Raw genomic sequence first — 21,517 nt, forward strand, 5'->3', positions numbered from 1 at the left:
CACGCCCGGCCGGCAGGGGCAAGATCACTCGGCGGCCGGCGCGGCGGTGAGGGTGCGGCGGACGGCGTCGCGCCAGCCGGCCACCTTGCGCGCCCGCACCGGCTCGGCCATGGCCGGCTCGAAGCGGCGGTCCAGGTGCCACTGGCGGGCGAACTCCGCCGGCGGCGGGTAGAACCCGGCGCGGTAGCCGGCGAGATAGGCCGCCCCCAGCGCCGTCGTCTCCAGGGTGTCGGGGCGGTCGACCGGGGTATCGAGGATGTCGGCCAGGAACTGCATCATCCAGTCGCTTGCCACCATGCCGCCGTCGCAGCGCAGGACGGAGGCGCCGAAGTCATTGCCGCCCCAGTCGCCACGCATGGCGTCGAGCAGGTCGCGGGTCTGGTAGGCGACGCATTCCAGCGCCGCGCGGGCGAACTCGCGCGGGCCGGTGGCGCGGGTGAGGCCGTAGACCGCCCCCCGCGCCGCCGCATCCCAGTAGGGCGCCCCCAGGCCGACGAAGGCCGGCACCAGATAGACCTCCTGCGCCTCGTCGGCCTGTTCGGCCAGCGCCTGGGTTTCGGAGGCGGCGGAGATCAGCCCCATGGCATCGCGCAGCCACTGCACGGCGGCGCCGGCAACGAAGATGGAGCCTTCCAGCGCATAGGTGCGCTTGCCGTCCAGCTGCATCATGACGGTGGTGAGCAGGCGGTTGCGGCTGGTGACGCTCTGCGGCCCGGTGTTGAGCAGGGCGAAGCAGCCGGTGCCGTAGGTGGACTTGATCATGCCCGGCTCGAAGCAGGCCTGGCCGATGCAGGCGGCCTGTTGGTCGCCGGCCATGCCGAGCACGCGGATGGGGCCGCCGAACAGCTCCGGCAGGGTCTCGCCGAAGTCGGCGGCGCAGTCGCGCACCTCCGGCAGCACGGCGGCCGGCACCTTCAGGATGTCGCCCATCACCGCGTCCCATTCGCCGGTGTGGATGTTCCACAGCAGGGTGCGGCTGGCGTTGGTGGCGTCGGTGGCATGGCTGCGCCCGCCGGTCAGGCGCCACAGCAGGAAACTGTCGACGGTGCCGAAGCACAGCTCGCCGGCGGCGGCGCGGGCGCGGGCGCCCTCCACCCGGTCGAGGATCCAGGCCAGCTTGGTGCCGGAGAAATAGGGGTCGATGAGCAGGCCGGTGCGGCTGCGCGCCTCGGTCTCGTGGCCGTCGCGGCGCAGGCTGTCGCACAGGGCATGGGTGCGGCGGTCCTGCCAGACGATGGCGTTGTGGATGGCGCGGCCGGTCTTCCGCTCCCAAACCACCGTCGTCTCGCGCTGGTTGGTGATGCCGATGCCGGCGATGTCGGCGGCGGTGGCGCCGGCCTTGGCCATCACCTCGCGGCCGGTCTGCACCACCGTGCGCCACAGGTCTTCCGGGTCGTGCTCCACCCAGCCGGAGGCGGGAAAGTGCTGGGGGAATTCCTGCTGCGCAATGGCGCGCACACGGCGGTCGCGGTCGAACAGGATCGCCCGCGACGACGTGGTGCCCTGGTCGATGGCGAGGACATAGCCGGTCATGGTGCTCGGTCTCCCCCGGAAAAGAAGGGGCCGGCGGCGCGGGTGCGCCCCCGGCCCGAGTTGGGGTTAGGAAGGGTACGGGAGGAAGCGGATCAGTTGGCCGCGTTGGCGTCCTGCCAGGACTTGACCAGTTCGTCGTAGGAGACGGTCTGGCCCTGTTCCTTCTCGTTCGCCAGCTTGGGCTTGGGCGCGCCCGGCTGGTCGAACCAGTACTGGGCGTCGCGCGGCTCGTTCAGCTTGGGGCCGCACTCGCCCTGGATGCCGGCACGCTCCAGGCGGGCCATGACGTCATCCTGCTGCTTCGCCAGGGTGTCCATGGCCTGCTGCGGCGTCACCTCGCCGGTCACCGCCTGGGCGACGTTCTGCCACCACAGCTGCGCCAGCTTCGGGTAGTCGGGCACGTTGGTGCCGGTCGGGGTCCACAGCACGCGGGCCGGGCTGCGGTAGAACTCCACCAGACCGCCCAGCTTGGGCGCCCGTTCGGTGAAGGACTCATGCCGGATGTCGCTGTCGCGGATGGGCGTCAGGCCGACGTGGGTCTTCTTCAGGCTGACCGACTTGGCGACGGTGAACTGGGCATAGAGCCAGGCCGCCTTGCGGCGCGCTTCCGGCGTCGACTTGAGCAGCGTCCACGAGCCGGCATCCTGGTAGCCGAGCTTCATGCCCTCTTCCCAGTACGGGCCGTGCGGGCTCGGCGCCATGCGCCACTTGGGATTGCCGCTGTCGTCGACCACCGGCAGGCCGTCCTTGGCCATGTCGGCGGTGAAGGCGGTGTACCAGAATATCTGCTGGGCGACGTTGCCCTGCGCCGGCACCGGCCCGGCCTCGGAGAAGGTCATGCCGGCCGCTTCCGGCGGCGCGTACTGCTTCAGCCAGTCGATGTACTTGGTGAGGGCGAAGACGGCGGCCGGGCCGTTGGTGTCGCCACCGCGCTCCACCGACGAGCCGACCGGGCGGCAGCCGTCGACGCGGATGCCCCATTCGTCCACCGGCTTGCCGTTGGGCAGGCCCTTGTCGCCGGCGCCGGCCATGGACAGCCAGGCATCGGTGAACCGCCAGCCGAGCGACGGGTCCTTCTTGCCGTAGTCCATGTGGCCGTAGACGCGCTGGCCGTTGATCTCCTTCACGTCGTTGGTGAAGAAGTCGGCGATGTCCTCATAGGCCGACCAGTTGACCGGCACGCCCAGGTCGTAGCCGTACTTTTCCTTGAACCGGGCCTGCAGGTCGGGGTCGCTGAACCAGTCGTAGCGGAACCAGTAGAGGTTGGCGAACTGCTGGTTGGGCAGCTGGTAGATCTTGCCGTCCGGCCCGGTGGTGAAGGAAATCCCCATGAAGTCCTGGATGTCCAGCATGGGGTTGGTGACGTCCTTGCCCGTGCCCTCCATCCAGTCGGACAGCGGCACCACCTGGTCGTAGCGGATGTGGGTGCCGATGAGGTCGCTGTCGTTGACCCAGGCGTCATAGATGTTCTGGCCGGACTGCATCTGGGTCTGCAGCTTCTCGATCACGTCGCCTTCGCCGATCAGGTCGTGGGTGACCTTGATGCCGGTGATCTCGGTGAAGGCGCGGGCGAGGGTCTTGGCCTCGTATTCATGGGTGGTGATGGTTTCCGAAACGACCTTGATGTCCATGCCCTTGAAGGGCTCGGCCGCCTTGATGAACCATTCCATCTCCTTCAGCTGGTCTTCCTTGGACAGCGTGGAGGGCTGGAACTCGCTCTCGATCCACCGCTTGGCCGCCTCCATGTCGGCCCAGGCGCTGCCGGGTCCGAGGACGACCAGCATGGCGGTGGCTGCCGCCAGCGAACGACGCATCATGTGTGTTCCTCCCTGAATGCTCCGGGTGATTGCCCCGGATGCGGGTTCGATGCGGGTAAGGTGGTCGGGGGCCGCATCCTCCCCCGGTTCCCGGCCGGGTGCCGAGCCCGCAGGCTCAGACCCAGCGGAAGACGCAGGCGGCATAGACGACCGACAGGATGGAGGCGCCCCACAGCGCCATGTCCGTCAGGCCAAGCCAGCCGAGATGGATCCACGCCGCCCCCAGCAGCGAGATGAACAGCCGGTCGCCGCGGGTGGTGACGATGCGCAGCACGCCGACCCGTTCGGTCTGCGGCCGGGCGATGTCCCACACCGTCATGGCGATGAGGGCGGTGACGATGGACAGGAAGAAGATGGCGGTGGGCCACGTCCAGGCCATCCAGGCGAGTGTCATGGCGGAAGTCTCCTTCGCTCACACGCGGCCCAGGGCGAAGCCCTTGGCGATGTAGTTGCGCACGAACCAGATCACGAGGGCGCCGGGGATCAGCGTCAGGAAGCCGGCGGCCGCCAGCACGCCCCAGTCCATGCCGGAGGCGGAGACGGTGCGGGTCATGATGGCCGAGATCGGCTTGGCCTCGGTGGCGGTCAGGGTGCGGGCCAGCAGCAGCTCCACCCAGCTGAACATGAAGCAGAAGAAGGCGGCGACGCCGATGCCGCTGGCGATCTGCGGCATGAAGATGCGGGTGAAGAAGCGCGGGAAGCTGTAGCCGTCGATATAGGCCGTCTCGTCGATCTCCTTCGGCACGCCCGACATGAAGCCTTCGAGAATCCACACCGCCAGCGGCACGTTGAACAGGCAGTGGGCGAGCGCCACGGCGATGTGGGTGTCAAACAGCCCGACCGCCGAATACAGCTGGAAGAACGGCAGCGCGAAGACGGCCGGCGGGGCCATGCGGTTGGTCAGCAGCCAGAAGAACAGGTGCTTGTCGCCAAGGAAGCGGTAGCGCGAGAAGGCATAGGCCGCCGGCAGCGCCACGGCGACGGAAATCACCGTGTTCAGAACGACATAGATGGTCGAGTTGATGTAGCCGCGATACCACGACGGATCGGTGAAGATGACCATGTAGTTGGCCAGCGTCGGGTTGTTCGGCCACAGGGTGAAGGTCGACAGGATCTCGGTGTTCGTCTTGATGCTCATGGTGAACAGCCAGTAGATCGGCAGGAGCAGGAAGACGATGTAGAGCGTCGGCACGATCCACCGCTTGGGCAGCCGGCGGCGGGTGGCGCGGGCCCGGGCGCGGGCATCGACCACCGGCCGGCGGGTCGGCGTCTGGGCGCCGGCGGAGATGGCGGCGATGGGAGTTTCCTGCATCACGGGGCGTCCTTCGTCTTGCCGGTCATGACCGTGTAGAAGGCCCACGACACCAGCAGGATGATCAGGAAGTAGACGATGGAGAAGGCGGCGGCGCGGCCGAGGTCGAACTGGCCGATGGCCATCTTCACCAGGTCGATGGACAGGAAGGTGGTGGCGCTGCCGGGGCCGCCGCCGGTGACGACGAAGGGCTCGGTGTAGATCATGAAGCTGTCCATGAACCGCAGCAGCACGGCGATCACCAGCACCCGCTGCATCTTGGGCAGCTGGATGTAGCGGAAGATCGCCCACTTGCTGGCGCCGTCGATGCGCGCCGCCTGGTAATAGGCGTCGGGGATCGACTGCAGGCCGGCGTAGCACAGCAGCACCACCAGACTGGTCCAGTGCCACACGTCCATGACGATGACGGTGATCCAGGCGTGCAGCGGCACCAGGGTATAGTTGAAGCCGACGCCGAGGACGTTGTTCAGGAAGTTGCCGAGCAGCCCGATGTCGGGGCGGGCGAACACCTGCCAGATGGTGCCGACCACGTTCCAGGGGATCAGCAGCGGCAGCGCCATGGTCACCAGGCACACCGGCACCAGCCAGCCCTTGCGCGGCATGGCGAGCGCAACCGCGATGCCGAGCGGGATCTCGATGGCCAGGATGATGCCGGAGAACAGGAACTGCCGCCACAGGGCATCGTGGAAGCGGCTGCTGGTCAGCACGTCCTCGAACCACGCCGTGCCGGCCCAGAAGAAGGCGTTGTTGCCGAAGGTGTCCTGGACGGAATAGTTCACCACCGTCATCAGCGGCACCAGGGCGGAAAAGGCCACCAGCACCACCACCGGCAGCACCATGAACCACGCCTTGTTGTTCAGCTTCTTGTCCATGGCTCAGGCCTCCCCCTCGGTCAGCCACAGGTGATCGTCGACGTAGAGGTTGGTCGCCTGCGGGTCGAAGTGTACGCGCACGCCATCGGCCGGCACCTCGGCGTCCTCCGGCAGCAGGGCGTTGACGGCCAGTCCGTCCAGCCGCGCCTTGACCACCCGGAAGCGGCCGACGTCGTCCACCCGCTCCACCTGCACCGGCAGGCCGTCGGTCCGCGACAGGCGCACGAACTCGGGCCGCACGCCGATCTCGGTCTTGGCCCCCTGCGGCAGGGCGCGGTAGCCGCCGCGCAAGGGCACCTGATGGCTGCCGACCGTCGCCAGCGCACCGTCGACACGACACGGCAGCACGTTCATGCCGGGGCTGCCGATGAAGTAGCCGACGAAGGTATGGGCCGGGCGCTGGAACAGCTCGTGCGGGGTGCCCACCTGCACCACCTCGCCGTCGTACATCACCACCACCTTGTCGGCGAAGGTCAGGGCCTCGGTCTGGTCGTGGGTGACGTAGATCATGGTGTGGGCGAAGCGCCGGTGCAGGTGCTTCAGCTGGCTGCGCAGCAGCCACTTGAGATGGGGGTCGATGACCGTCAGCGGCTCGTCGAACAGGATGGCGTTGACGTCGGCCCGCACCAGACCGCGGCCGAGGCTGATCTTCTGCTTGGCGTCGGCGGTCAGGTTGCTGGCCTTGCGCGACAATACCGGCGTCATTTCCAGCATCTCGGCGATTTCCTTCACCCGGCGGTCGATCTCGTCGGCCGGGACGCCGCGGTTGCGCAGCGGGAAGGCAAGGTTGTCGCGCACCGTCATGCTGTCGTAGACGACGGGGAACTGGAACACCTGGGCGATGTTGCGCGCCTCCGGCGGCAGCATGGTCACGTCCTCGCCGTCGAACAGGATGCGTCCGTGGCTGGGGGCCAGCAGGCCGGAGATGATGTTGAGCAGCGTCGTCTTGCCGCACCCCGACGGGCCGAGCAGGGCATAGGCGCCGCCGTCGTCCCAGGTCAGGTCGAATTCCTTCAGGGCGTAGTCGCTCTTGGCCTTGGGCTGCGGCACATAGGAATGGGCCAGGCGGGAGAGGTCGATGCGGGCCATGGGCGTGGTCCTTCCTTGCCGGCTCAGGCGGCGGCAGCGGCGGCGGTGGCGGGCGCCGCCACCAGCCGGCCGTCGCGGCCGAATACGAAGAAGCGGTGCGGGTCCAGCCAGACGCGCACCTCGGTGTCGATGGCCGGCTCGTGGACGCCGTGCGCCAGGGCGACCCAGCGGCAGCCGGCATAGTCCATGTGGACGAAGCTTTCCGACCCGGTGATCTCGGTCACCGCCACCACCGCCGACAGGGCGATGGCATCGGGGCGGCCCGCGGCCAGCGCCAGGTGGTTGGGGCGGAAGCCGATGGTGTAGTCGCCGTCGGCAAGGCCGCGCAGCGATCCGGTCGCCGGCACCACCGCCTCGCCGATCCAGGCCATGCCACCGCGCACCTCGATGTCGAGGAAGTTCATGGGCGGGTCGGAGAACACCTGGGCCGTGCGGCGGTCGTGCGGCCGGCGGTAGACCTCCAGCGTCGGCCCGAACTGGGTGACGGCGCCTTCGTGCAGGGTCGCCGTGTGGCCGCCGAGCAGCAGGGCTTCCGCCGGTTCGGTGGTGGCATAGACCAGGATGGCGCCGGAGGCGGCGAAGATGCGCGGCAGTTCCTCCCGCAGTTCCTCGCGCAGCTTGTAGTCCAGGTTGGCGAGCGGCTCGTCCAGCAGCACCAGCTCCGCCCCCTTCACCAGCGCCCGCGCCAGGGCGGTGCGCTGCTGCTGGCCGCCGGACAGTTCCAGCGGCGTGCGGTCGAGCATGCGGTCGATGCGCAAGAGGCGCGCCGCCTCCGCCACCTTGCGGTCGATCTCGTCCCTGGGGCGGCCGGCCACCTTCAGCGGTGAGGCGATGTTCTCCCACACGCTGAGGGTCGGGTAGTTGATGAACTGCTGGTAGACCATGGCGACCGAGCGCTTGCGCACCGGCAGGCCGGTGACGTCGCGGCCGTTCATGACGATGCGGCCGGCGGTCGGCTCGTCGAGGCCCGCCATCAGCCGCATCAGGCTGGTCTTGCCCGACAGGGTGGGGCCGAGCAGCACGTTCAGGCTGCCCCGCTCCAGCCGCAGGGAGACGTCGCGGATGTGCGTCTCGCGGTCCACCACCTTGGAAACGTTGTGCAATTCGAGCGTCATGCCGCCCCTCCCTGGCGCAGGGCCGGGGCGTCCTGGCCGTGTCTGCGCGCCTGCATCCAATCCTCCAGGCGGTCGCGCTGGGCCGGCGTCAGGCGCAGGCCGAGCTTGGAGCGCCGCCACAGCACGTCATCGGCGGCAACCCCCCATTCCTCGTCCATCAGCCAGGCCACCTCGCGCGCGGTCAGGGTGGCGCCGAAGTCCTCGCCCAGGTCGGCGGCGGTGCGGGCATCCTTCAGCATGCGGCCGGCCAGGGTGCCGTAGGCGCGCACCAGCCGGCGGGCCCAGGCTTCGTCAAGGAAGGGATGGGCGGCACGCAGCTGGTCCACCAGCGCATCCACCGCCGTCACCGCGAAATTGCCGCCGGGCAGCGGCGCCGCCGCCGTCCACGGCCGCCCCATGGCGGGGAAGGCCGGCGCCAGCTTCTCCAGCACCGCTTCCGCCAGCTTGCGGTAGGTGGTGATCTTGCCGCCGAAGACGCTGACCAGCGGCGGCTGGTCGCCCTGCCCGTCCACCTCGATCACATAGTCGCGGGTGGCGGCACGGGCCTCGCTGGCACCGTCGTCATAGAGCGGCCGCACGCCGGAGAAGGTGTGAACGATGTCCTCCTGCCGCACCGGCGTCTTGAAGTAGGCGCTGGCGGCACGGCAGAGGTACTCCACCTCGCCGGTGGCGATATGGACGTCGGCGGGGTCGCCCTGGAAGTCCTCATCGGTGGTGCCGACCAGGGTGAAGTCGGTCTCGTATGGCACGGCGAAGATGATGCGCCGGTCCGGGTTCTGGAAGATGAAGGCGCGGTCGTGGTCATAGAGGCGCGGCACGATGATGTGGCTGCCCTTTACCATGCGCACCCGCGCCGGGCTGTTCATGCGCAGGCGGCTGGTCAGCACCTCCGCCACCCACGGGCCGGCGGCGTTCACCACCGCCTTCGCCCGCACATGACGGGCGGCGCCGGTGTCGGCGTCCTCCACCGTCACCAGCCAGCGGTCGCCCTGGCGTTCGGCGCTGCGCAGGCGGCTGCGGGTGTGGACGACGGCGCCGCGGTCGCGGGCGTCCATGGCGTTCAGCACCACCAGGCGGCTGTCTTCCACCCAGCAGTCGGAATACTCGAAGCCCTTGGAGAAGTCGTCCTTCAGCGGCGCGCCGAGCGGGTCGGTGGTGAGGTCGATCTGACGCGTGCCGGGCAGGATCTCGCGGCCGCCCAGGTGATCGTACAGGAACAGGCCGAGGCGGATGAGCCAGCCGGGGCGCAGGCCGTTGTGGTGCGGCAGGATGAAGCGCAGCGGCCAGATGATGTGCGGCGCCGCGCGCAGCAGCGTCTCGCGCTCGATCAGCGCCTCGCGCACCAGCCGGAACTCGTAATATTCCAGGTAGCGCAGGCCGCCGTGGATCAGCTTGGTGCTGGCGGAGGAAGTCGCCCCGGCCAGATCCGCCTGCTCGCACAGGTAGACCGAGAGGCCGCGTCCGGCGGCGTCGCGGGCAATACCACACCCGTTGACGCCACCGCCAATGATGGCGATGTCGAAATCTTGCGGCTGCATGGCCTCCCTTTGCTCCGTCCTGTGGCGGCCGTCGGGTTGCTCCCGGCTAGCCTGGAACGACGGGGCCCCGAGCCGAGGGAACCCATCACGGAACTTTCACTAAGGAGGCTAGTCGAAAATCTGCGGCTTGCAAAGTGAAAATTACGAAATCGGAAACGCGGGTTTCGCACTCTTTCGTCTTAGCGGTCAGGCCGGTGCGATTTCCACCCGCACGCCGGCATCGGCGCACACTTTCGCAAGGCTTTCCGGCGGCTCGGCATCGGTGACCAGGACGTCGATCTGGGCGATGTGGCCGATGCGCACCGGGGCGCTGCGGCTGAACTTCATGTGATCGGCCACCAGCACCACCGTGCGGGCATTCGCGATGATGGCCTGCGACACCCGCACCTCGCGGTAATCGTAGTCGAGCAGGGCACCGTCTTCCTCGATGGCCGAGGCGCCAATGACGGCGTAGTCGACCTTGAACTGGTTGATGAAGTCGGTGGCCGATTCGCCGACGATGCCGCCGTCGGAATGCCGCAGCACGCCGCCGACGATGATCGTCTCGATCTGAGGAACCTGGTGCAGGATGTTGGCAACGTTGATGTTATTGGTGATGGCCAGCAGGTCGCGGTGGGCCGTCAGGGCGCGCGCCACTTCCTCCGTCGTGGTGCCGATGTTGATGAACAGCGAGCAGTCGTCGGGGATAAGCGAGGCGGCATGGCGGCCGATACGGCCCTTCTCGTCGGCGGCCAGCACCCGGCGGGCGTCGTAGCGCAGGTTCTCCACGCTGCTGGCCAGCACGGCGCCGCCATGGACGCGCTTGAGCAGGCGGCGGTCGCACAGGTCGTTGAGATCCTTGCGGATGGTCTGCGGCGTGACACCGAACCGCACCGCCAGATCATCCACCACCACCCGCCCCTGGTCGCGCGCCAGGGTGAGGATGTCGGCCAGCCGCGGCGTCAGGTCCTGCATGGAAACACCCTCCCCTTTTCGTTTTCTTTCGTTTCAGCCTGCCACGAAATTCGCCGTGGCGAAAGGTTCGCGGCGGATGCGCATCCGAAAGAAACGAAAGCGGAGGGTGCCTTTCCACCTCCGGCCGAGGCCATGCCGGCTCAGGCGAGATCCCACACCAGCACTTCGGACTCATCGGCGAGCCCTTCCAGGGTGACGGCGGCCTCGTCACTGACCGCGGCGCCGTCGCCTTCGCGCAAGGTGAGGTCGTCGAGCGCCACGCCGCCGCGCACCACCTGCACCCACAGGTGCCGGCCGGGCGTCACCGGCGCCGTCACCGCCTGCCCCGCCGCCAGCAGCGCCGCCGACAGGCTGACGTCCTGGTGGATGGGCAGCGAGCCGTCGCGGCCGTCGGGGGACACCAGCAGCGCCAGCCGGCCGCACTTGTCCTGACGGCCGAAGCGCTTCTGCACGTAGCCGGGCGTCAGCCCGTTCTCGCGCGGCAGCACCCACATCTGCAGGAAGCGCACCGGATCGCTGTCGGAGCCGTTGAACTCCGAATGGCGGATGCCGGTGCCGGCGGTCATAACCTGCACCTCGCCCGGCCCCACCGTCTCCACGTTGCCGAGGCTGTCCTTGTGGGCGAGCGTGCCATCGACGACGTAGGAGATGATCTCCATGTCGCGGTGGCCGTGCTCGCCGAAGCCGGCGCCCGGCACCACGCGGTCGTCGTTGATGACCCGCAGGGTGCGGAAGCCCATGTGGCGCGGGTCCATGTAATGACCGAACGAGAAGGTATGACGGCTGTCCAGCCAGCCGAAGTCGGCATGGCCGCGTTCTTCGGATCGGCGCAGGGTGATCATGGTTATGTCCTCCGACAGGAGTGCTGTTGCCGTCCAATATGATCGTTTCCCTCCAGGCCACCAGACGGCGCACCGGAACAACATTGTTTCCCTGCGGTCGTCATGCTGCCTGGAGGATGATCAAGGCGTTGTTCATGACAGTTTGATGACAGTCACCGAACGGGAGCCATGGAAATCGGACCCGGCACCAGCGGCCTCATAGAAGTCCTCGGCGGCGTGGCGCTGCTGCTGTGGGGCCTGCGCATGGTGCGCACCGGCGCCATCCGGGCGCTCGGCTCCCATCTGCGGCTGGCGGTGGCGCGGGCGACCGGCAACCGCTTCAGCGCCGCCGCCACCGGCGCCCTGCTCACCACCCTGGTGCAGTCGAGCACCGCCGTCATCATGCTGGCCGGCTCCTTCGCCAGCCGCGGGCTGCTGACCACCGTCGCCGGCCTGGCGCTGGCGCTCGGGGCCGATGTCGGCACCACCGTGGTGGCGCAGGTGCTGAGCTTCAACCTCGGCCCCCTGGGTCCGCTGCTGGCCGTGGCCGGCTTCGCCGTGTTCTCCCTGTGCCGCAGCAAGACGTGCCGCAACACCGGCCGCATCCTGCTCGGTCTGGCGCTGGTGCTCATCGCCCTCGGCCTCATCGTCGGCGGGTCGGAGCCGGTGCGCCAGTCCAACCTGATGCAGCAGGTGATCGCCGCCCTCGGCAACGAGCCGCTGCTGGCCCTGCTGCTGGGCGCCCTGCTCACCTGGGTCAGCCATTCCAGCCTCGCCATGGTGCTGCTGGTGATGTCGCTGGTGGCGGCCGGCGACATGCCGTTGACGGTGGCCTATCTGCTCACCCTCGGCGTCAACCTGGGCGGTCCGCTGCCGGCCCTGGTGGCGAGCATGCCGGGACCGCCGGAGGGGCGCCGCATCGCCGTCGGCAACCTGCTGTTCCGGCTGGTGGGCGTCGCCGTGGCGCTGGCCCTGCTGCCGCTGATCGAGGATGCGGTGGCCGCCCTCGCCGCCGATCCGACACGGCAGATCGCCAACTTCCACATGCTGTTCAACATCGCCCTGGCGGTGGTGTTCCTGCCGCTCATCGGCCCGGCGGCGAAGCTGGTGACCCGCATGGTGCCGAAGGCGCCGGAGGAGGAGGCCGGCGCCGGCGGCCCCATCCAGCCCCTGCACCTGCGCGAGGATCAGGTGGCCGACGTGCCCCACGCCCTCAACAACGCCACCCGCGAGGCGCTGCGCATGGGCGATCTGGTGTTCTGCATGCTCGACGCCAGCATCACCCCGTTCCGCCAGCGCGACCCGGCTGCCATCAAGACCATCGAGCGCATGGACGACGACGTCGACCGCCTGAACGAGGCCATCAAGCTCTACCTGACCGAAATCAGCCGCCAGCCCCTCAGCGCCGAGGAAAGCCGCCGCTGCATGGCCATCTTCAGTTTCGTCACCAACCTGGAGCACATCGGCGACATCATCGACCGCAACCTCATGGCCCTGGCGGAGCGCAAGGAGAAGCGCAGCCTCGCCTTCTCCGACGCCGGCCGGCGCGAGATCGAGCGCCTGCACCGCCGGCTGGTGGACAACTTCCAGACCGCCCTCAACGTCTTCCTGTCCGGCGAAACCGACCTTGCCGAGCAGCTTCTGGAGGAAAAGCGCCTTTACCGAGAGCAGGAATTCCGCGCCACCCAGCGCCACCTGGACCGCCTGCGCAAGGGCTATGCCGAAAGCATCGAGACCAGCGCCATCCACCTGGACCTGCTGCGCGATTTCAAGCGCATCAACTCCCACATCACCGCCGTCGTCTACCCGGTCCTCAGCCCCGGTGGCCGCGCCTTCAGCGGCGATCCGGCCGGCGATGCCGGGCGCACCACCTGACCGCGTTCATCCGGCAGTCATGCAACGGCCGTCCCCGCCCTGCGTAGACGCAGCAACGCTGCAGTTCACCAGGACAGGGAGAAGAAACCATGGCCCGCACCATGACGACGGCCGGCGCGACGGCAGCGGCGGCCACCGCGGCGGCGCTGATCGCCTCCGCCGTGCCCGCCCAGGCGCAGGTGGCGCAGATCTACAACGGCGAGCACGGGCCGGTGGAGATCGCCGTGGTGGCCGAGGGGCTGGAGCACCCCTGGGCCGTCGCCTTCCTGCCCGACGGCCGCATGCTGGTGACCGAACGCCCCGGCCGCCTGCGCATCGTCGGTACCGACGGCAGCCTGTCGCCGCCGCTGGCCGGCCTGCCGGAGATCTATGCCGAGGACCAGGGCGGCCTGCTCGACGTCCACCTGCACCCGGACTTCGCCGAGAATTCGCTGGTCTACCTCACCTTTTCCGAACCCGGCGGCGAGGGCGCCTCCACCGCCGTGCTGCGCGGCCGGCTGACCGACGATGCGCTGGAGGCGACGGAAATCGTCTTCAGCCAGCAGCCCAAGGTCTCCGGCGGCAAGCACTTCGGCTCCCGCCTCGCCTTCGCGCCCGACGGCACCCTGTTCGTCGGCCTGGGCGAGCGGTTCAAGTTCGAGCCGGCGCAGGACCTGCGCAGCCACCTGGGCGCCGTGGTGCGCGTCAACGACGACGGCAGCGTGCCCGACGACAACCCCTTCGTCGGCCGCGACGATGCGCAGGCGGAAATCTGGTCCTACGGCCACCGCAACATCCAGGGCGCCGCCATCCACCCCGAGACCGGCGAGCTGTGGGTTCACGAGCACGGCCCCCTCGGCGGCGATGAACTGAACATCCCCGAGGCCGGCAAGAACTACGGCTGGCCGGAGGTCAGCTGGGGTATCCACTACGACAACCGCGAAATCCCCGACCCGCCGACGCGGCCGGAATTCGAGCGCGCCATCCACTACTGGACGCCGGTGCTGGCCGCCTCCGGCATGGCGTTCTACACCGCCGATGCCTTCCCGCAGTGGCAGGGCAACCTGCTGGTGGGCGGGCTGGTGACCCAGAACGTGGTGCGGGTGGAACTGAACGGCCGCGAGGTGGTGCACGAGGAAGGCATCCCCATCGGCAGCCGCGTGCGCGATGTGCGCGTCGGCCCCGACGGCGCCGTCTACGTGCTCACCGACGAGGCGGAGGGCCGCCTGCTGCGCCTCAGCCCGCCGGCCGGGTGAGGGTGAGGTCGCGGCATTCCAGCGCGGCGGCGTCGTACATGCCGGTCCACACGGCGGCGGTGCCGTCGCGCTTCATGGCCCGCAGGCGTTCGACCGGCAGCGGCGGGCTGACCCACAGCGGCCCCTCGTCGTCGGCGGCGCCGCGCGGCGGCAGCGGCGTGCCCCACACGCCGGTGTGGCCGAGGTCGCGCTCGCACGGCACATAGGCGGCGGCGCCCGATATGTTGAGGTCGGCGCCGTGGCAGAAGCCGCCGCAGTCGCCGATGGTGCCGACGGCGGCGACGCAGGCGAACAGTTCCACGGCGCGGGCCTTGGCGCAGTCGAACACGCGGTGATAACCGGCCAGGGTGGTGGTCATGGACGGCACCAGCACCACGTCGGGTTCCATGCGGCCCAGTTCCACCGCCACCGCCGGCTGTTCGATGTCCAGGCAGATGACCACCGACCAGCGCACGCCGCGCCACTCGAACACCGTCACCGCGTTGCCCTTGGCGAGGTTCCAGCAGGCTTCGTCGCGCTCGTCGGGCGTCAGGGTGAGCTTGTCGTGGGTCATCTCGCCGCCGCCGGGCAGCAGCGTCACCGCCCGGTTGGCGTAGCCGCCGCCGGGCGCCGGCAGCGGGATGGAGCCGGCGACCAGCGCCACGTCGTGACGGTTAACCAGCGGTCGCAGGCTGTACAGCAGGGCCGGCGCCTGGGCCGCCATCCAGGGGATTTCCGCCGTCGGCGCCAGCTTCTCCGGCAGCACCGACAGCCATTGGGCGCAGGCGTATTCCGGCAGCACCAGGATATCCGCCCCCGCCGCCGCAGCAGCGGCCAGCCGGTCGCCGACCATGGCCGTCCAGTCCTCCAGGCGGGCCAGACGGCGGCCGACGTTCACGGGCCACAGGGCGACGACGGGATCAGGCATGGGACGCATACTCCGGGCGGCTGCGGGGGGACGGTAATAAAGCGGCAACGGCCGCCGCCTCAAGGGGCAGCGGCCGTTGCTTCAGACGCAGGATCAGCTCTTCAGGCGGGTCCAGATGCGGTCGCGCAGGTCCTGCGCCGGCTTGGCGCAGTCCTCGGCCGGGCGCAGGCGGTCGCTGTACTCGTCCGGCATGTTGACCGCCGGGTCCTTGGCCAGCTTTTCCTCCAGGAACTCTTCCGAGCCGTTGATGGCGTTCATGTAGCCGGTGAAGTTGGAGGCCTCGGCGGCGTTCTTCGGGTCCATGATCCAGTTGAGGAAGACCTTGGCTTCCTCCACGTTCTTGGCGCCCTTGGGGATGGTGAAGTTGTCGGCCCAGAACGGCAGGCCTTCCTTCGGGTAGACATAGACCACCGAGGGACGGTCGGTCTTGGTGCGGTGGGCGGCGCCGTTCCACTGCTGATGCATGATGACCTCGCCGGCGATCATGCGCTCGATGGTGCCGTCGGACTGGTACATGGCGAGGAAGGGCTTCTGCTTCTGCAGCAGTTCCATCACCGCCTGCGCCTTGGCGGGGTCTTCGAAGCAGCGCTCGTAGCCGAGGTAGAAGGCGGCCGACGAAATGACGTCGTTCATGTCGTTGAGGGCGACGATCTGGCCTTTCAGTTCCTCGCGCGGCTCGAAGAATTCCTTCCAGCTTTCCTCCAGCGGGCCGTTCACCCGGCCGCTGTCGTAGGAAAAGCCGGTGGTGCCCCACATGTAGGGGACGGAATAGGCGCGCTGCGGGTCCCACGGCGTGTCGCGGAACACATCCTTGACGTTCTTGAAGTTTTCCATGCCGGAGGCGTCGATCTTCTGGATCAGGCCGCCTTCGATCATGCGCGGGATGATGTAGTCCGTCGGCACCACGATGTCATAGCCGGTGGCGCCCGCCTGCAGCTTGGCGAGCATGGTCTCGTTGCTGTCGTAGACGTCGAGCGTGACCTTGATGCCGGTTTCCTGCTCGAACCGCTTCAGCAGGTCGGGCGGGATGTAGTTGGACCAGTTGTAGAGGTACAGCTCCCGCGCCTCGGCGCCGGCAGCCCCGGCCAGCGCGACCGCCGCCGCCAGCGTGGCGGCGGTGAACCCCATGCGCAACGTCCTGGTGACCATGAATGCCTCCTGTTCGGTGTGTTTTCTTGGCTTCAGTCAGGCGGCGCCGCGCCGCCCCGCCCACCAGGTGAGCAGGGTCGACAGCGACACGAACACAAGCGACACGATCAGCATGAGCGAGGAGATGGCGTTGACCTCCGGGCTGATGCCGATGCGGATGGCGCCGAAGATGTAGACCGGCAGCGTCGTCGCGCCGGCTCCGGCGACGAAGTAGGTGATGACGAAATCATCCAGCGAGATGATGAAGGCCAGCATCGCCCCCGCCAGGATGCCGGGCCACAGCAGCGGCAGGGTGACGCGCAGGAAGGTGCGCATCTCGTCGGCATAAAGGTCGGCCGCCGCCTCGCCCAGGCGCGGGTCCATGCCCTCGATGCGGGCGCGGATGGGCAGGTAGGCGAAGGGGATGCAGAACACCGTATGGGCGATCACCACCGTCAGCAGCCCGAGGTCGAAACCGACCAGGATGAAGAACAGCAGCGAGGCGACGGCGGTGACGATCTCCGGCACCACCAGCGGCATGGCCAGCACGCCGGCGACCGCCGTCTGCCCCTTGAACCGCCGCCGCGCCATGCCAAGGGCGGCGAAGGTGGCGGCACAGGTGGCAATCACCGTCGCCCACAGGGCCACGATCAGCGAGTTCTTGGCGGCGTTCAGGATGTCCTTGTTGTCGAGGACGCGGGCGTACCAGTCGGTGGTGAAGCCGGTCCAGATGGTGGCGGAGCGGTTCTCGTTGAACGACAGCACGATCAGGATGACGATCGGCAGGTAGAGGTAGAGGAAGAAGACCCAGGTCGCGAGGCGCGTGCCGGGAAAGCGGCGGATGTCCATGGCGGCGTGCCTCCCCTTATTCCGGCAGCTTGCGGAAGCGCAGCAGGTAGACGAGCATGGCCAGCAGCACGAAGGCCAGCAGCGTGAAGGCCAGCGCCGACCCCAGCGGCCAGTTTCGCGAGGCGCCGAACTGGAGCTGGATCAGGTTGCCGATCATCAGCTCCTTCGATCCGCCCAGCAGCTCCGGCGTCACATAGGCGCCGAGGCAGGGGATGAAGACCAGCGTGCAGCCGGCGGCGATGCCCGGCAGGCTGAGCGGCACCACCACCCGCCGCAGCGCCTGCAGGCGCGTGGCATAGAGGTCGTAGGCCGCCTCCACCAGCCGGAAATCGAGCTTCTCCAGGCTGGCATAGATCGGCAGCACCATGAACGGCAGGTAGCTGTAGGTCAGGCCGATGGCGATGGCGGCGGGTGTGTAGAGGATGGAGACGCTGCCCTCGGTCAGCCCCAGGCCCTGCACCCACTGGTCCACCAGCCCGTTGGTCCGCAGCAGCAGGATCCAGGCGTAGTTGCGCACCAGCAGGTTGGTCCAGAACGGGATGGTGACCAGGAAGATCAGCAGCTTGCGCCGCGATGGCGGCTGCAACGCGATGTAGAGCGCCACGGGAAAGCCGATGGCCAGCGCGATCACCGTCGTCAGCAGCGACAGCCCGAGGGAGCGCAGGTAGATGCTGACGTAAACGGTGTTGACGACCAGGTTGTCGAAGAAGTCGCGCTCGAAGAAGAAGCTGACGTAGGCATTGGGCGTGAACTCGTCCCACACCACGCCGCCGTACTGGCCGCGTTCCAGGAACGACACATAGGCCATCAGCAGCAGCGGCAGCAGCATGAAGATGCCGACGATCAGAACCGCCGGACCGATGAGCAGGAGCCTTTGCAGGCGGGGCGAGCGGCGGATGACGTCGAGCATGGGGTCAGTCCCTCAGCACCGACAGCGCATCGGGCGGGAAGCCCACCCGTACCCGCGCGCCCTGCGCCAATGTGGGGCTCGACTGGTCGCGGTTCTGCACCCGCGCCACCAGCGGCTCGTCCAGGCCGTCCACCCGCAGGTGATAGGTGGTGTCGGTGCCGAAGTAGACGATGGTGTCGACCGTTGCCGCCAGGGTGGCGTCCACCGCCGCGGCCGGATCGCTGCCGGCGGCGGCGAGGAAGGTGCGCTCCGGCCGTACCGCCAGGGTGACCGTCTCGCCCGGCTGATGGCCGCGCGGGTCGGCCACCGGCAGGGCGGCGCCGGCGATGCGGGCGGCGAAACGACCGCCGCCGATGTCCTGCAGCGTGCCCTTCAGGAAGTTGGTCTCGCCGATGAAGTCGGCGACGAAGCGCACCTGCGGCCGCTGGTAGATCTCCTGCGGGGCGCCGATCTGCAGCACGTGGCCGTCCTTCATCACCGCGATGCGGTCGCTCATGGTGAGCGCCTCTTCCTGGTCGTGGGTGACGAAGACGAAGGTGATGCCGGTATCCCGCTGCAGGCGCTTCAGCTCGATCTGCATGCCCTTGCGCAGCTTGAGGTCCAGCGCCGACAGCGGCTCGTCCAGCAGCAGCACCTTGGGGTGCGGCGCCAGGGCGCGGGCCAGGGCGACACGCTGCTGCTGGCCGCCCGACAGCTGCGACGGCATGCGCCGCTGCATGCCCGTCAGATGCACCAGCGCCAGCATCTCGTCGACGCGGGCGGTGATCGCCTCCTTGGTCAGCCCGGACTTCTCCAGCCCGAAGGCGACGTTCTGCGCCACCGTCATGTGGGGGAACAGGGCGTAGTTCTGGAACACCGTGTTGATCGGGCGCCGGAACGGCGGTTCGCCGGTGATGTCGACGCCGTCCAGCACCACCCGGCCGGAGGATGGCTGCTCGAACCCGGCGATGGAGCGCAGCAGGGTCGTCTTGCCGCAGCCGGAGGGGCCGAGCAGGGTGAAGAACTCGTTCGGCGCGATGCGGATGGACACGCCCCCCAGCGCCGTCACCGGCGCCTCGCCGGCCGAGGCGTAGACCTTCACCAGGTTTTCGATGGAGATGCCGGCGGCAGGATCACCGGCGGCGGCAGTGGCCGGCGCGTCGGCCGGGCGGGACAGGGCGGCGGCGGCGGTCATGCCGGCCTCCGCAGGTTGCAGCCGCCGCGGCGGAGTCGCGCCGGGGCGGTGAGGAACTGGCAAGCAAGGTCCATGCGCACAGGCCTCCCAGAAGGCGGCGCGCAGCCTGCCCGGCCGCCGGCGCCGTCCAATATCCTTTACAGCCCGCCCTGACCATAGCCTCCCGTTCGGCCAGGCGGGGTGTTCAGGCCCCTGCCCCGCACTCCAGGCTTTCCGCCCATTGTCGTGCTCTGGCAAGGATCTAGGGATGTCCCTCGGGGCGCTCTCCCCGTTCAAAACAGTAGAGGCAGGGTCCTGTGCTGCGCAAGATATTTAACGCACTGCTCCGCTCGGACGAGGGCGCCGCCGCCACCCTCAGCCGGCGGCGGCACGGGCGGCCTGGGTGCGACCGCCCCAGCCCCACGACTCTGCCGCCACCTCCTGCAGGATGACGTAGGTGGGCGCCGCCAGCTCGGGCAGCACATGGCGCAGCGCCGCGTCCATTTGCGCAATGAAATCAGCCTTCTCGGCGGCGGTATTGGTGCCCTGGGTGATGAAGGCCTCGACCACCGCGGCGGCCGGCTGGAACTGGTCGCCGATGGTCCAGATGCGGTCGCTGTCGCCGACCTCGGTCACCAGCACCGAGGTCAGGTCGCCCCGCTTGCCCAGAACCTCCGCCATCAGGCGGGTGGCGATGCGGGCCAGGTCGGCGCGGTTGTCGGGGGTGACGCCATGGGCGCCGAGGGTGATGCGGACGAAGGGCATGGCGGATCTCCTGCCGATGGAAAACTGTACCGCAGCCACCCTCGCCCATGGCAGTCCATTTGGAAAATTGATAGGCTTCAAGCCTCCATTGAGGATGCTCAACCATGTCCGCGCCGCCCCTGCTGCCGAGCGACCTGCTGCGCACCTTTGTCGCCGTGGTGGACGATGGCGGCATGTCGGCGGCCGGCTTGCGAGTCGGCCGCAGCCAGTCCGCCGTCAGCCTGCAGGTGAAGCGGCTGGAGGAGCTGACCGGCACCGCCCTGTTCCGCCGCGACTCCCGCGACCTGGCGCTGACCTCGGCGGGGGAGACGCTGCTGCCCTACGCCCGCCGCCTGCTGGCGCTGAACGACCAGGCCATGGCGGCGCTGGCGCCGGCGCGGTTGACCGGGGTGGTGCGGCTGGGCGTGGTGCAGGATTTCGCTGAGACCGCCCTGCCGCGCGTGCTCGCCCGCTTTGCCGAGGCGCATCCGGCGGTGGCGCTGGAAACCCGGGTGGGACCGTCAGCCGCCCTGCGCGATGCACTGGCCCATGGCGGCCTGGATGTCTGCCTGGCGGTCGGCGCGGCGGAGGGCGCCGCCGCCCATCGCACGGTGCCCATGGCGTGGCTGGCGGCGGAGGGGCTGGCGGCGCTGCCGCGCCCGCTGCCGCTGGCCCTGCTCGACCCGCCGTGCACCTACCGGGCGGCGGCGCTGGCGGCGGTGGAAGGGGCCGGCATCGCCCATCGCATCGCCTACTCCGGCCCCGGCCTGTCGGCGGCAACGGCGGCGGTGAGGGCGGGGCTGGCGACCACGGCCGGCACCGCCGATGCCGCCGCCGGTGGGCTGGTCGCCCTGGCGCCGGGGCCCGCGGCGGGACGGGGCCCGCCGCCGCCGCCCGCCGCGGCCCCCCCCCTGCAGGTGGCCGCCACGGCCGGACCGGCGGCGCGACGGCTGGCGGCGGTGATGGCGGAGGCGGTGCAGCCGCCTCAGTCGGCCGGCCACTCCAGCAGCACCGGCCCCTGATCGAGCACCAGCCGGCCCTTCACCTGACGCATCAGGCTTTCGGCGATGCGCAGGCCGAGGCCGCTGCCGCGCACCGCCGCCGCCGGCACGCCGGCGCCGCCATCGCCCACGGTCAGGCGCCAGATGCCGTCCTCCGGCAGCGCCTCCAGGCCGACGGCCAGCGGCCCGCCGCCGTGGCGGACGGCGTTCACCAGCACCTCCGTCAGGGCAACGCCGAGGGGGATGGCCTGATCGAGGGGAATGTCGGCCGGCACCAGATCCAGGGTGACGTCGGGCACCGGGTCAGGCTCCGCCTGCCTGCGGGCTTCCTCAACCATTTCCGCCACATAGGCGGCGAAGTCGACCACCAGGGTGGCGCCGTCGTCGGCGATGACGCGGGCCTGGGAATAGGCGGCGGCGGCGGCGGACATGCGCACTTCCAGCCGGCCGAGGGCATCACGCGCCTCCGGCCCCTCGGTCCGCATCTGCAGGCGCAGCAGGCTGAGAAGCATCTGCATGGTGTTGCCGATGCGATGCCGCGTCTGGCGGTACAGGCCTTCCCAGTCGGTGTCCTGCGGCATGCGGCGGCTCCTTGGGCATGGCCCGTGCGAGAAAAAAGGGCGGAGTCTGCCCGACTCCGCCCTGCTACACTGCACCAGCAAAG

Annotated in this window: 20 protein-coding genes; 3 read left to right on the plus strand and 17 right to left on the minus strand. The window is 69.2% G+C overall.

Annotated elements, in window-relative coordinates:
• Nucleotides 1-24: 24 nt before the first annotated feature.
• The 10 genes from glpK to ABD056_RS02655 form a co-directional block, all read right to left on the minus strand.
• Nucleotides 25-1,533 carry a glycerol kinase GlpK gene (gene glpK, locus ABD056_RS02610; protein ID WP_343864109.1) on the minus strand — a complete coding sequence of 503 codons (1,509 nt, stop codon included), beginning with the start codon at nt 1,531-1,533 and terminating at the stop codon, nt 25-27.
• Nucleotides 1,534-1,625: 92 nt separating this feature from the next.
• A complete protein-coding gene (locus ABD056_RS02615) occupies nt 1,626-3,350 on the minus strand; it encodes an ABC transporter substrate-binding protein (RefSeq protein ID WP_343864111.1) in 1,725 nt (574 codons plus the stop codon).
• Between the two features lie 115 nt (nt 3,351-3,465).
• The gene (locus tag ABD056_RS02620) at nt 3,466-3,744 is read right to left on the minus strand and encodes a DUF2160 domain-containing protein (protein WP_343864113.1); all 279 of its coding nucleotides are present in this window, start codon (nt 3,742-3,744) and stop codon (nt 3,466-3,468) included.
• 18 nt (nt 3,745-3,762) lie between these two features.
• A complete protein-coding gene (locus tag ABD056_RS02625; RefSeq protein WP_425544999.1) occupies nt 3,763-4,662 on the minus strand; it encodes a carbohydrate ABC transporter permease in 900 nt (299 codons plus the stop codon).
• Nucleotides 4,662-5,534: a carbohydrate ABC transporter permease gene (locus ABD056_RS02630; protein ID WP_343864115.1), complete on the minus strand. Its 873-nt coding sequence runs from the start codon at nt 5,532-5,534 to the stop codon at nt 4,662-4,664. The genes ABD056_RS02625 and ABD056_RS02630 overlap by 1 nt, the downstream gene beginning before the upstream one ends.
• A gap of 3 nt (nt 5,535-5,537) precedes the next feature.
• Nucleotides 5,538-6,623, minus strand: coding sequence for an ABC transporter ATP-binding protein (locus ABD056_RS02635; protein WP_343864117.1), 1,086 nt, complete (start codon nt 6,621-6,623; stop codon nt 5,538-5,540).
• Between the two features lie 23 nt (nt 6,624-6,646).
• Nucleotides 6,647-7,738: an ABC transporter ATP-binding protein gene (locus ABD056_RS02640; protein ID WP_343864119.1), complete on the minus strand. Its 1,092-nt coding sequence runs from the start codon at nt 7,736-7,738 to the stop codon at nt 6,647-6,649.
• Nucleotides 7,735-9,276 (minus strand): glycerol-3-phosphate dehydrogenase, encoded by a 1,542-nt coding sequence (gene glpD, locus ABD056_RS02645; RefSeq protein ID WP_343864121.1) that lies wholly within the window; start codon nt 9,274-9,276, stop codon nt 7,735-7,737. Before glpD ends, ABD056_RS02640 begins: the two co-directional genes overlap by 4 nt.
• A gap of 186 nt (nt 9,277-9,462) precedes the next feature.
• The gene (locus tag ABD056_RS02650) at nt 9,463-10,230 is read right to left on the minus strand and encodes a DeoR/GlpR family DNA-binding transcription regulator (protein ID WP_343864123.1); all 768 of its coding nucleotides are present in this window, start codon (nt 10,228-10,230) and stop codon (nt 9,463-9,465) included.
• A gap of 140 nt (nt 10,231-10,370) precedes the next feature.
• Nucleotides 10,371-11,072: a pirin family protein gene (locus tag ABD056_RS02655; RefSeq protein ID WP_343864125.1), complete on the minus strand. Its 702-nt coding sequence runs from the start codon at nt 11,070-11,072 to the stop codon at nt 10,371-10,373.
• Between the two features lie 168 nt (nt 11,073-11,240).
• On the opposite strand from ABD056_RS02655, the gene ABD056_RS02660 reads away from it, so the two are divergent.
• Entirely contained in the window at nt 11,241-12,926 is a 1,686-nt protein-coding gene (locus ABD056_RS02660; RefSeq protein WP_343864127.1) for a Na/Pi cotransporter family protein, read from the plus strand.
• Nucleotides 12,927-13,015: 89 nt separating this feature from the next.
• Entirely contained in the window at nt 13,016-14,161 is a 1,146-nt protein-coding gene (locus ABD056_RS02665; protein WP_343864129.1) for a PQQ-dependent sugar dehydrogenase, read from the plus strand.
• On the opposite strand, the gene ABD056_RS02670 is transcribed toward ABD056_RS02665, so the two are convergent.
• The 6 genes from ABD056_RS02670 to ABD056_RS02695 form a co-directional block, all read right to left on the minus strand.
• Nucleotides 14,142-15,068, minus strand: a complete 927-nt coding sequence (locus ABD056_RS02670; RefSeq protein WP_343864131.1) for a nitrilase-related carbon-nitrogen hydrolase — start codon at nt 15,066-15,068, stop codon at nt 14,142-14,144. The genes ABD056_RS02665 and ABD056_RS02670 overlap by 20 nt on opposite strands.
• A 93-nt stretch (nt 15,069-15,161) precedes the next feature.
• A complete protein-coding gene (locus ABD056_RS02675; protein WP_343864133.1) occupies nt 15,162-16,217 on the minus strand; it encodes an extracellular solute-binding protein in 1,056 nt (351 codons plus the stop codon).
• Between the two features lie 36 nt (nt 16,218-16,253).
• On the minus strand, nt 16,254-17,045 hold the full coding sequence (locus ABD056_RS02680; RefSeq protein ID WP_343864135.1) for an ABC transporter permease: 792 nt from the start codon (nt 17,043-17,045) through the stop codon (nt 16,254-16,256).
• A gap of 16 nt (nt 17,046-17,061) precedes the next feature.
• Nucleotides 17,062-17,955 carry an ABC transporter permease gene (locus tag ABD056_RS02685; protein WP_343864137.1) on the minus strand — a complete coding sequence of 298 codons (894 nt, stop codon included), beginning with the start codon at nt 17,953-17,955 and terminating at the stop codon, nt 17,062-17,064.
• A 4-nt stretch (nt 17,956-17,959) separates the two neighbouring features.
• Nucleotides 17,960-19,129, minus strand: a complete 1,170-nt coding sequence (locus ABD056_RS02690) for an ABC transporter ATP-binding protein (protein ID WP_343864139.1) — start codon at nt 19,127-19,129, stop codon at nt 17,960-17,962.
• 354 nt (nt 19,130-19,483) lie between these two features.
• Nucleotides 19,484-19,873 carry a tautomerase family protein gene (locus tag ABD056_RS02695; protein ID WP_343864141.1) on the minus strand — a complete coding sequence of 130 codons (390 nt, stop codon included), beginning with the start codon at nt 19,871-19,873 and terminating at the stop codon, nt 19,484-19,486.
• Nucleotides 19,874-19,977: 104 nt separating this feature from the next.
• On the opposite strand from ABD056_RS02695, the gene ABD056_RS02700 reads away from it, so the two are divergent.
• The gene (locus tag ABD056_RS02700) at nt 19,978-20,874 is read left to right on the plus strand and encodes a LysR substrate-binding domain-containing protein (RefSeq protein WP_343864143.1); all 897 of its coding nucleotides are present in this window, start codon (nt 19,978-19,980) and stop codon (nt 20,872-20,874) included.
• Here the strand turns inward: ABD056_RS02700 and ABD056_RS02705 are convergent.
• Nucleotides 20,838-21,434: a histidine kinase dimerization/phosphoacceptor domain -containing protein gene (locus ABD056_RS02705; RefSeq protein WP_343864145.1), complete on the minus strand. Its 597-nt coding sequence runs from the start codon at nt 21,432-21,434 to the stop codon at nt 20,838-20,840. The genes ABD056_RS02700 and ABD056_RS02705 overlap by 37 nt on opposite strands.
• Between the last annotated feature and the right edge of the window lie 83 nt (nt 21,435-21,517).

The sequence above is a fragment of the Caenispirillum bisanense genome (genome assembly GCF_039523075.1).
Taxonomy (GTDB): Bacteria; Pseudomonadota; Alphaproteobacteria; order Rhodospirillales; family Rhodospirillaceae; genus Caenispirillum; species Caenispirillum bisanense.

What these genes read in the sequence shown, in the direction of transcription:
- glpK (WP_343864109.1), bottom strand. Translation starts at nt 1,533, where the DNA reads ATGACCGGCTATGTCCTCGCCATCGACCAGGGCACCACGTCGTCGCGG.
- ABD056_RS02615 (WP_343864111.1), bottom strand. Translation starts at nt 3,350, where the DNA reads ATGATGCGTCGTTCGCTGGCGGCAGCCACCGCCATGCTGGTCGTCCTC.
- ABD056_RS02620 (WP_343864113.1), bottom strand. Translation starts at nt 3,744, where the DNA reads ATGACACTCGCCTGGATGGCCTGGACGTGGCCCACCGCCATCTTCTTC.
- ABD056_RS02625 (WP_425544999.1), bottom strand. Translation starts at nt 4,662, where the DNA reads ATGCAGGAAACTCCCATCGCCGCCATCTCCGCCGGCGCCCAGACGCCG.
- ABD056_RS02630 (WP_343864115.1), bottom strand. Translation starts at nt 5,534, where the DNA reads ATGGACAAGAAGCTGAACAACAAGGCGTGGTTCATGGTGCTGCCGGTG.
- ABD056_RS02635 (WP_343864117.1), bottom strand. Translation starts at nt 6,623, where the DNA reads ATGGCCCGCATCGACCTCTCCCGCCTGGCCCATTCCTATGTGCCGCAG.
- ABD056_RS02640 (WP_343864119.1), bottom strand. Translation starts at nt 7,738, where the DNA reads ATGACGCTCGAATTGCACAACGTTTCCAAGGTGGTGGACCGCGAGACG.
- glpD (WP_343864121.1), bottom strand. Translation starts at nt 9,276, where the DNA reads ATGCAGCCGCAAGATTTCGACATCGCCATCATTGGCGGTGGCGTCAAC.
- ABD056_RS02650 (WP_343864123.1), bottom strand. Translation starts at nt 10,230, where the DNA reads ATGCAGGACCTGACGCCGCGGCTGGCCGACATCCTCACCCTGGCGCGC.
- ABD056_RS02655 (WP_343864125.1), bottom strand. Translation starts at nt 11,072, where the DNA reads ATGATCACCCTGCGCCGATCCGAAGAACGCGGCCATGCCGACTTCGGC.
- ABD056_RS02660 (WP_343864127.1), top strand. Translation starts at nt 11,241, where the DNA reads ATGGAAATCGGACCCGGCACCAGCGGCCTCATAGAAGTCCTCGGCGGC.
- ABD056_RS02665 (WP_343864129.1), top strand. Translation starts at nt 13,016, where the DNA reads ATGGCCCGCACCATGACGACGGCCGGCGCGACGGCAGCGGCGGCCACC.
- ABD056_RS02670 (WP_343864131.1), bottom strand. Translation starts at nt 15,068, where the DNA reads ATGCCTGATCCCGTCGTCGCCCTGTGGCCCGTGAACGTCGGCCGCCGT.
- ABD056_RS02675 (WP_343864133.1), bottom strand. Translation starts at nt 16,217, where the DNA reads ATGGTCACCAGGACGTTGCGCATGGGGTTCACCGCCGCCACGCTGGCG.
- ABD056_RS02680 (WP_343864135.1), bottom strand. Translation starts at nt 17,045, where the DNA reads ATGGACATCCGCCGCTTTCCCGGCACGCGCCTCGCGACCTGGGTCTTC.
- ABD056_RS02685 (WP_343864137.1), bottom strand. Translation starts at nt 17,955, where the DNA reads ATGCTCGACGTCATCCGCCGCTCGCCCCGCCTGCAAAGGCTCCTGCTC.
- ABD056_RS02690 (WP_343864139.1), bottom strand. Translation starts at nt 19,129, where the DNA reads ATGACCGCCGCCGCCGCCCTGTCCCGCCCGGCCGACGCGCCGGCCACT.
- ABD056_RS02695 (WP_343864141.1), bottom strand. Translation starts at nt 19,873, where the DNA reads ATGCCCTTCGTCCGCATCACCCTCGGCGCCCATGGCGTCACCCCCGAC.
- ABD056_RS02700 (WP_343864143.1), top strand. Translation starts at nt 19,978, where the DNA reads ATGTCCGCGCCGCCCCTGCTGCCGAGCGACCTGCTGCGCACCTTTGTC.
- ABD056_RS02705 (WP_343864145.1), bottom strand. Translation starts at nt 21,434, where the DNA reads ATGCCGCAGGACACCGACTGGGAAGGCCTGTACCGCCAGACGCGGCAT.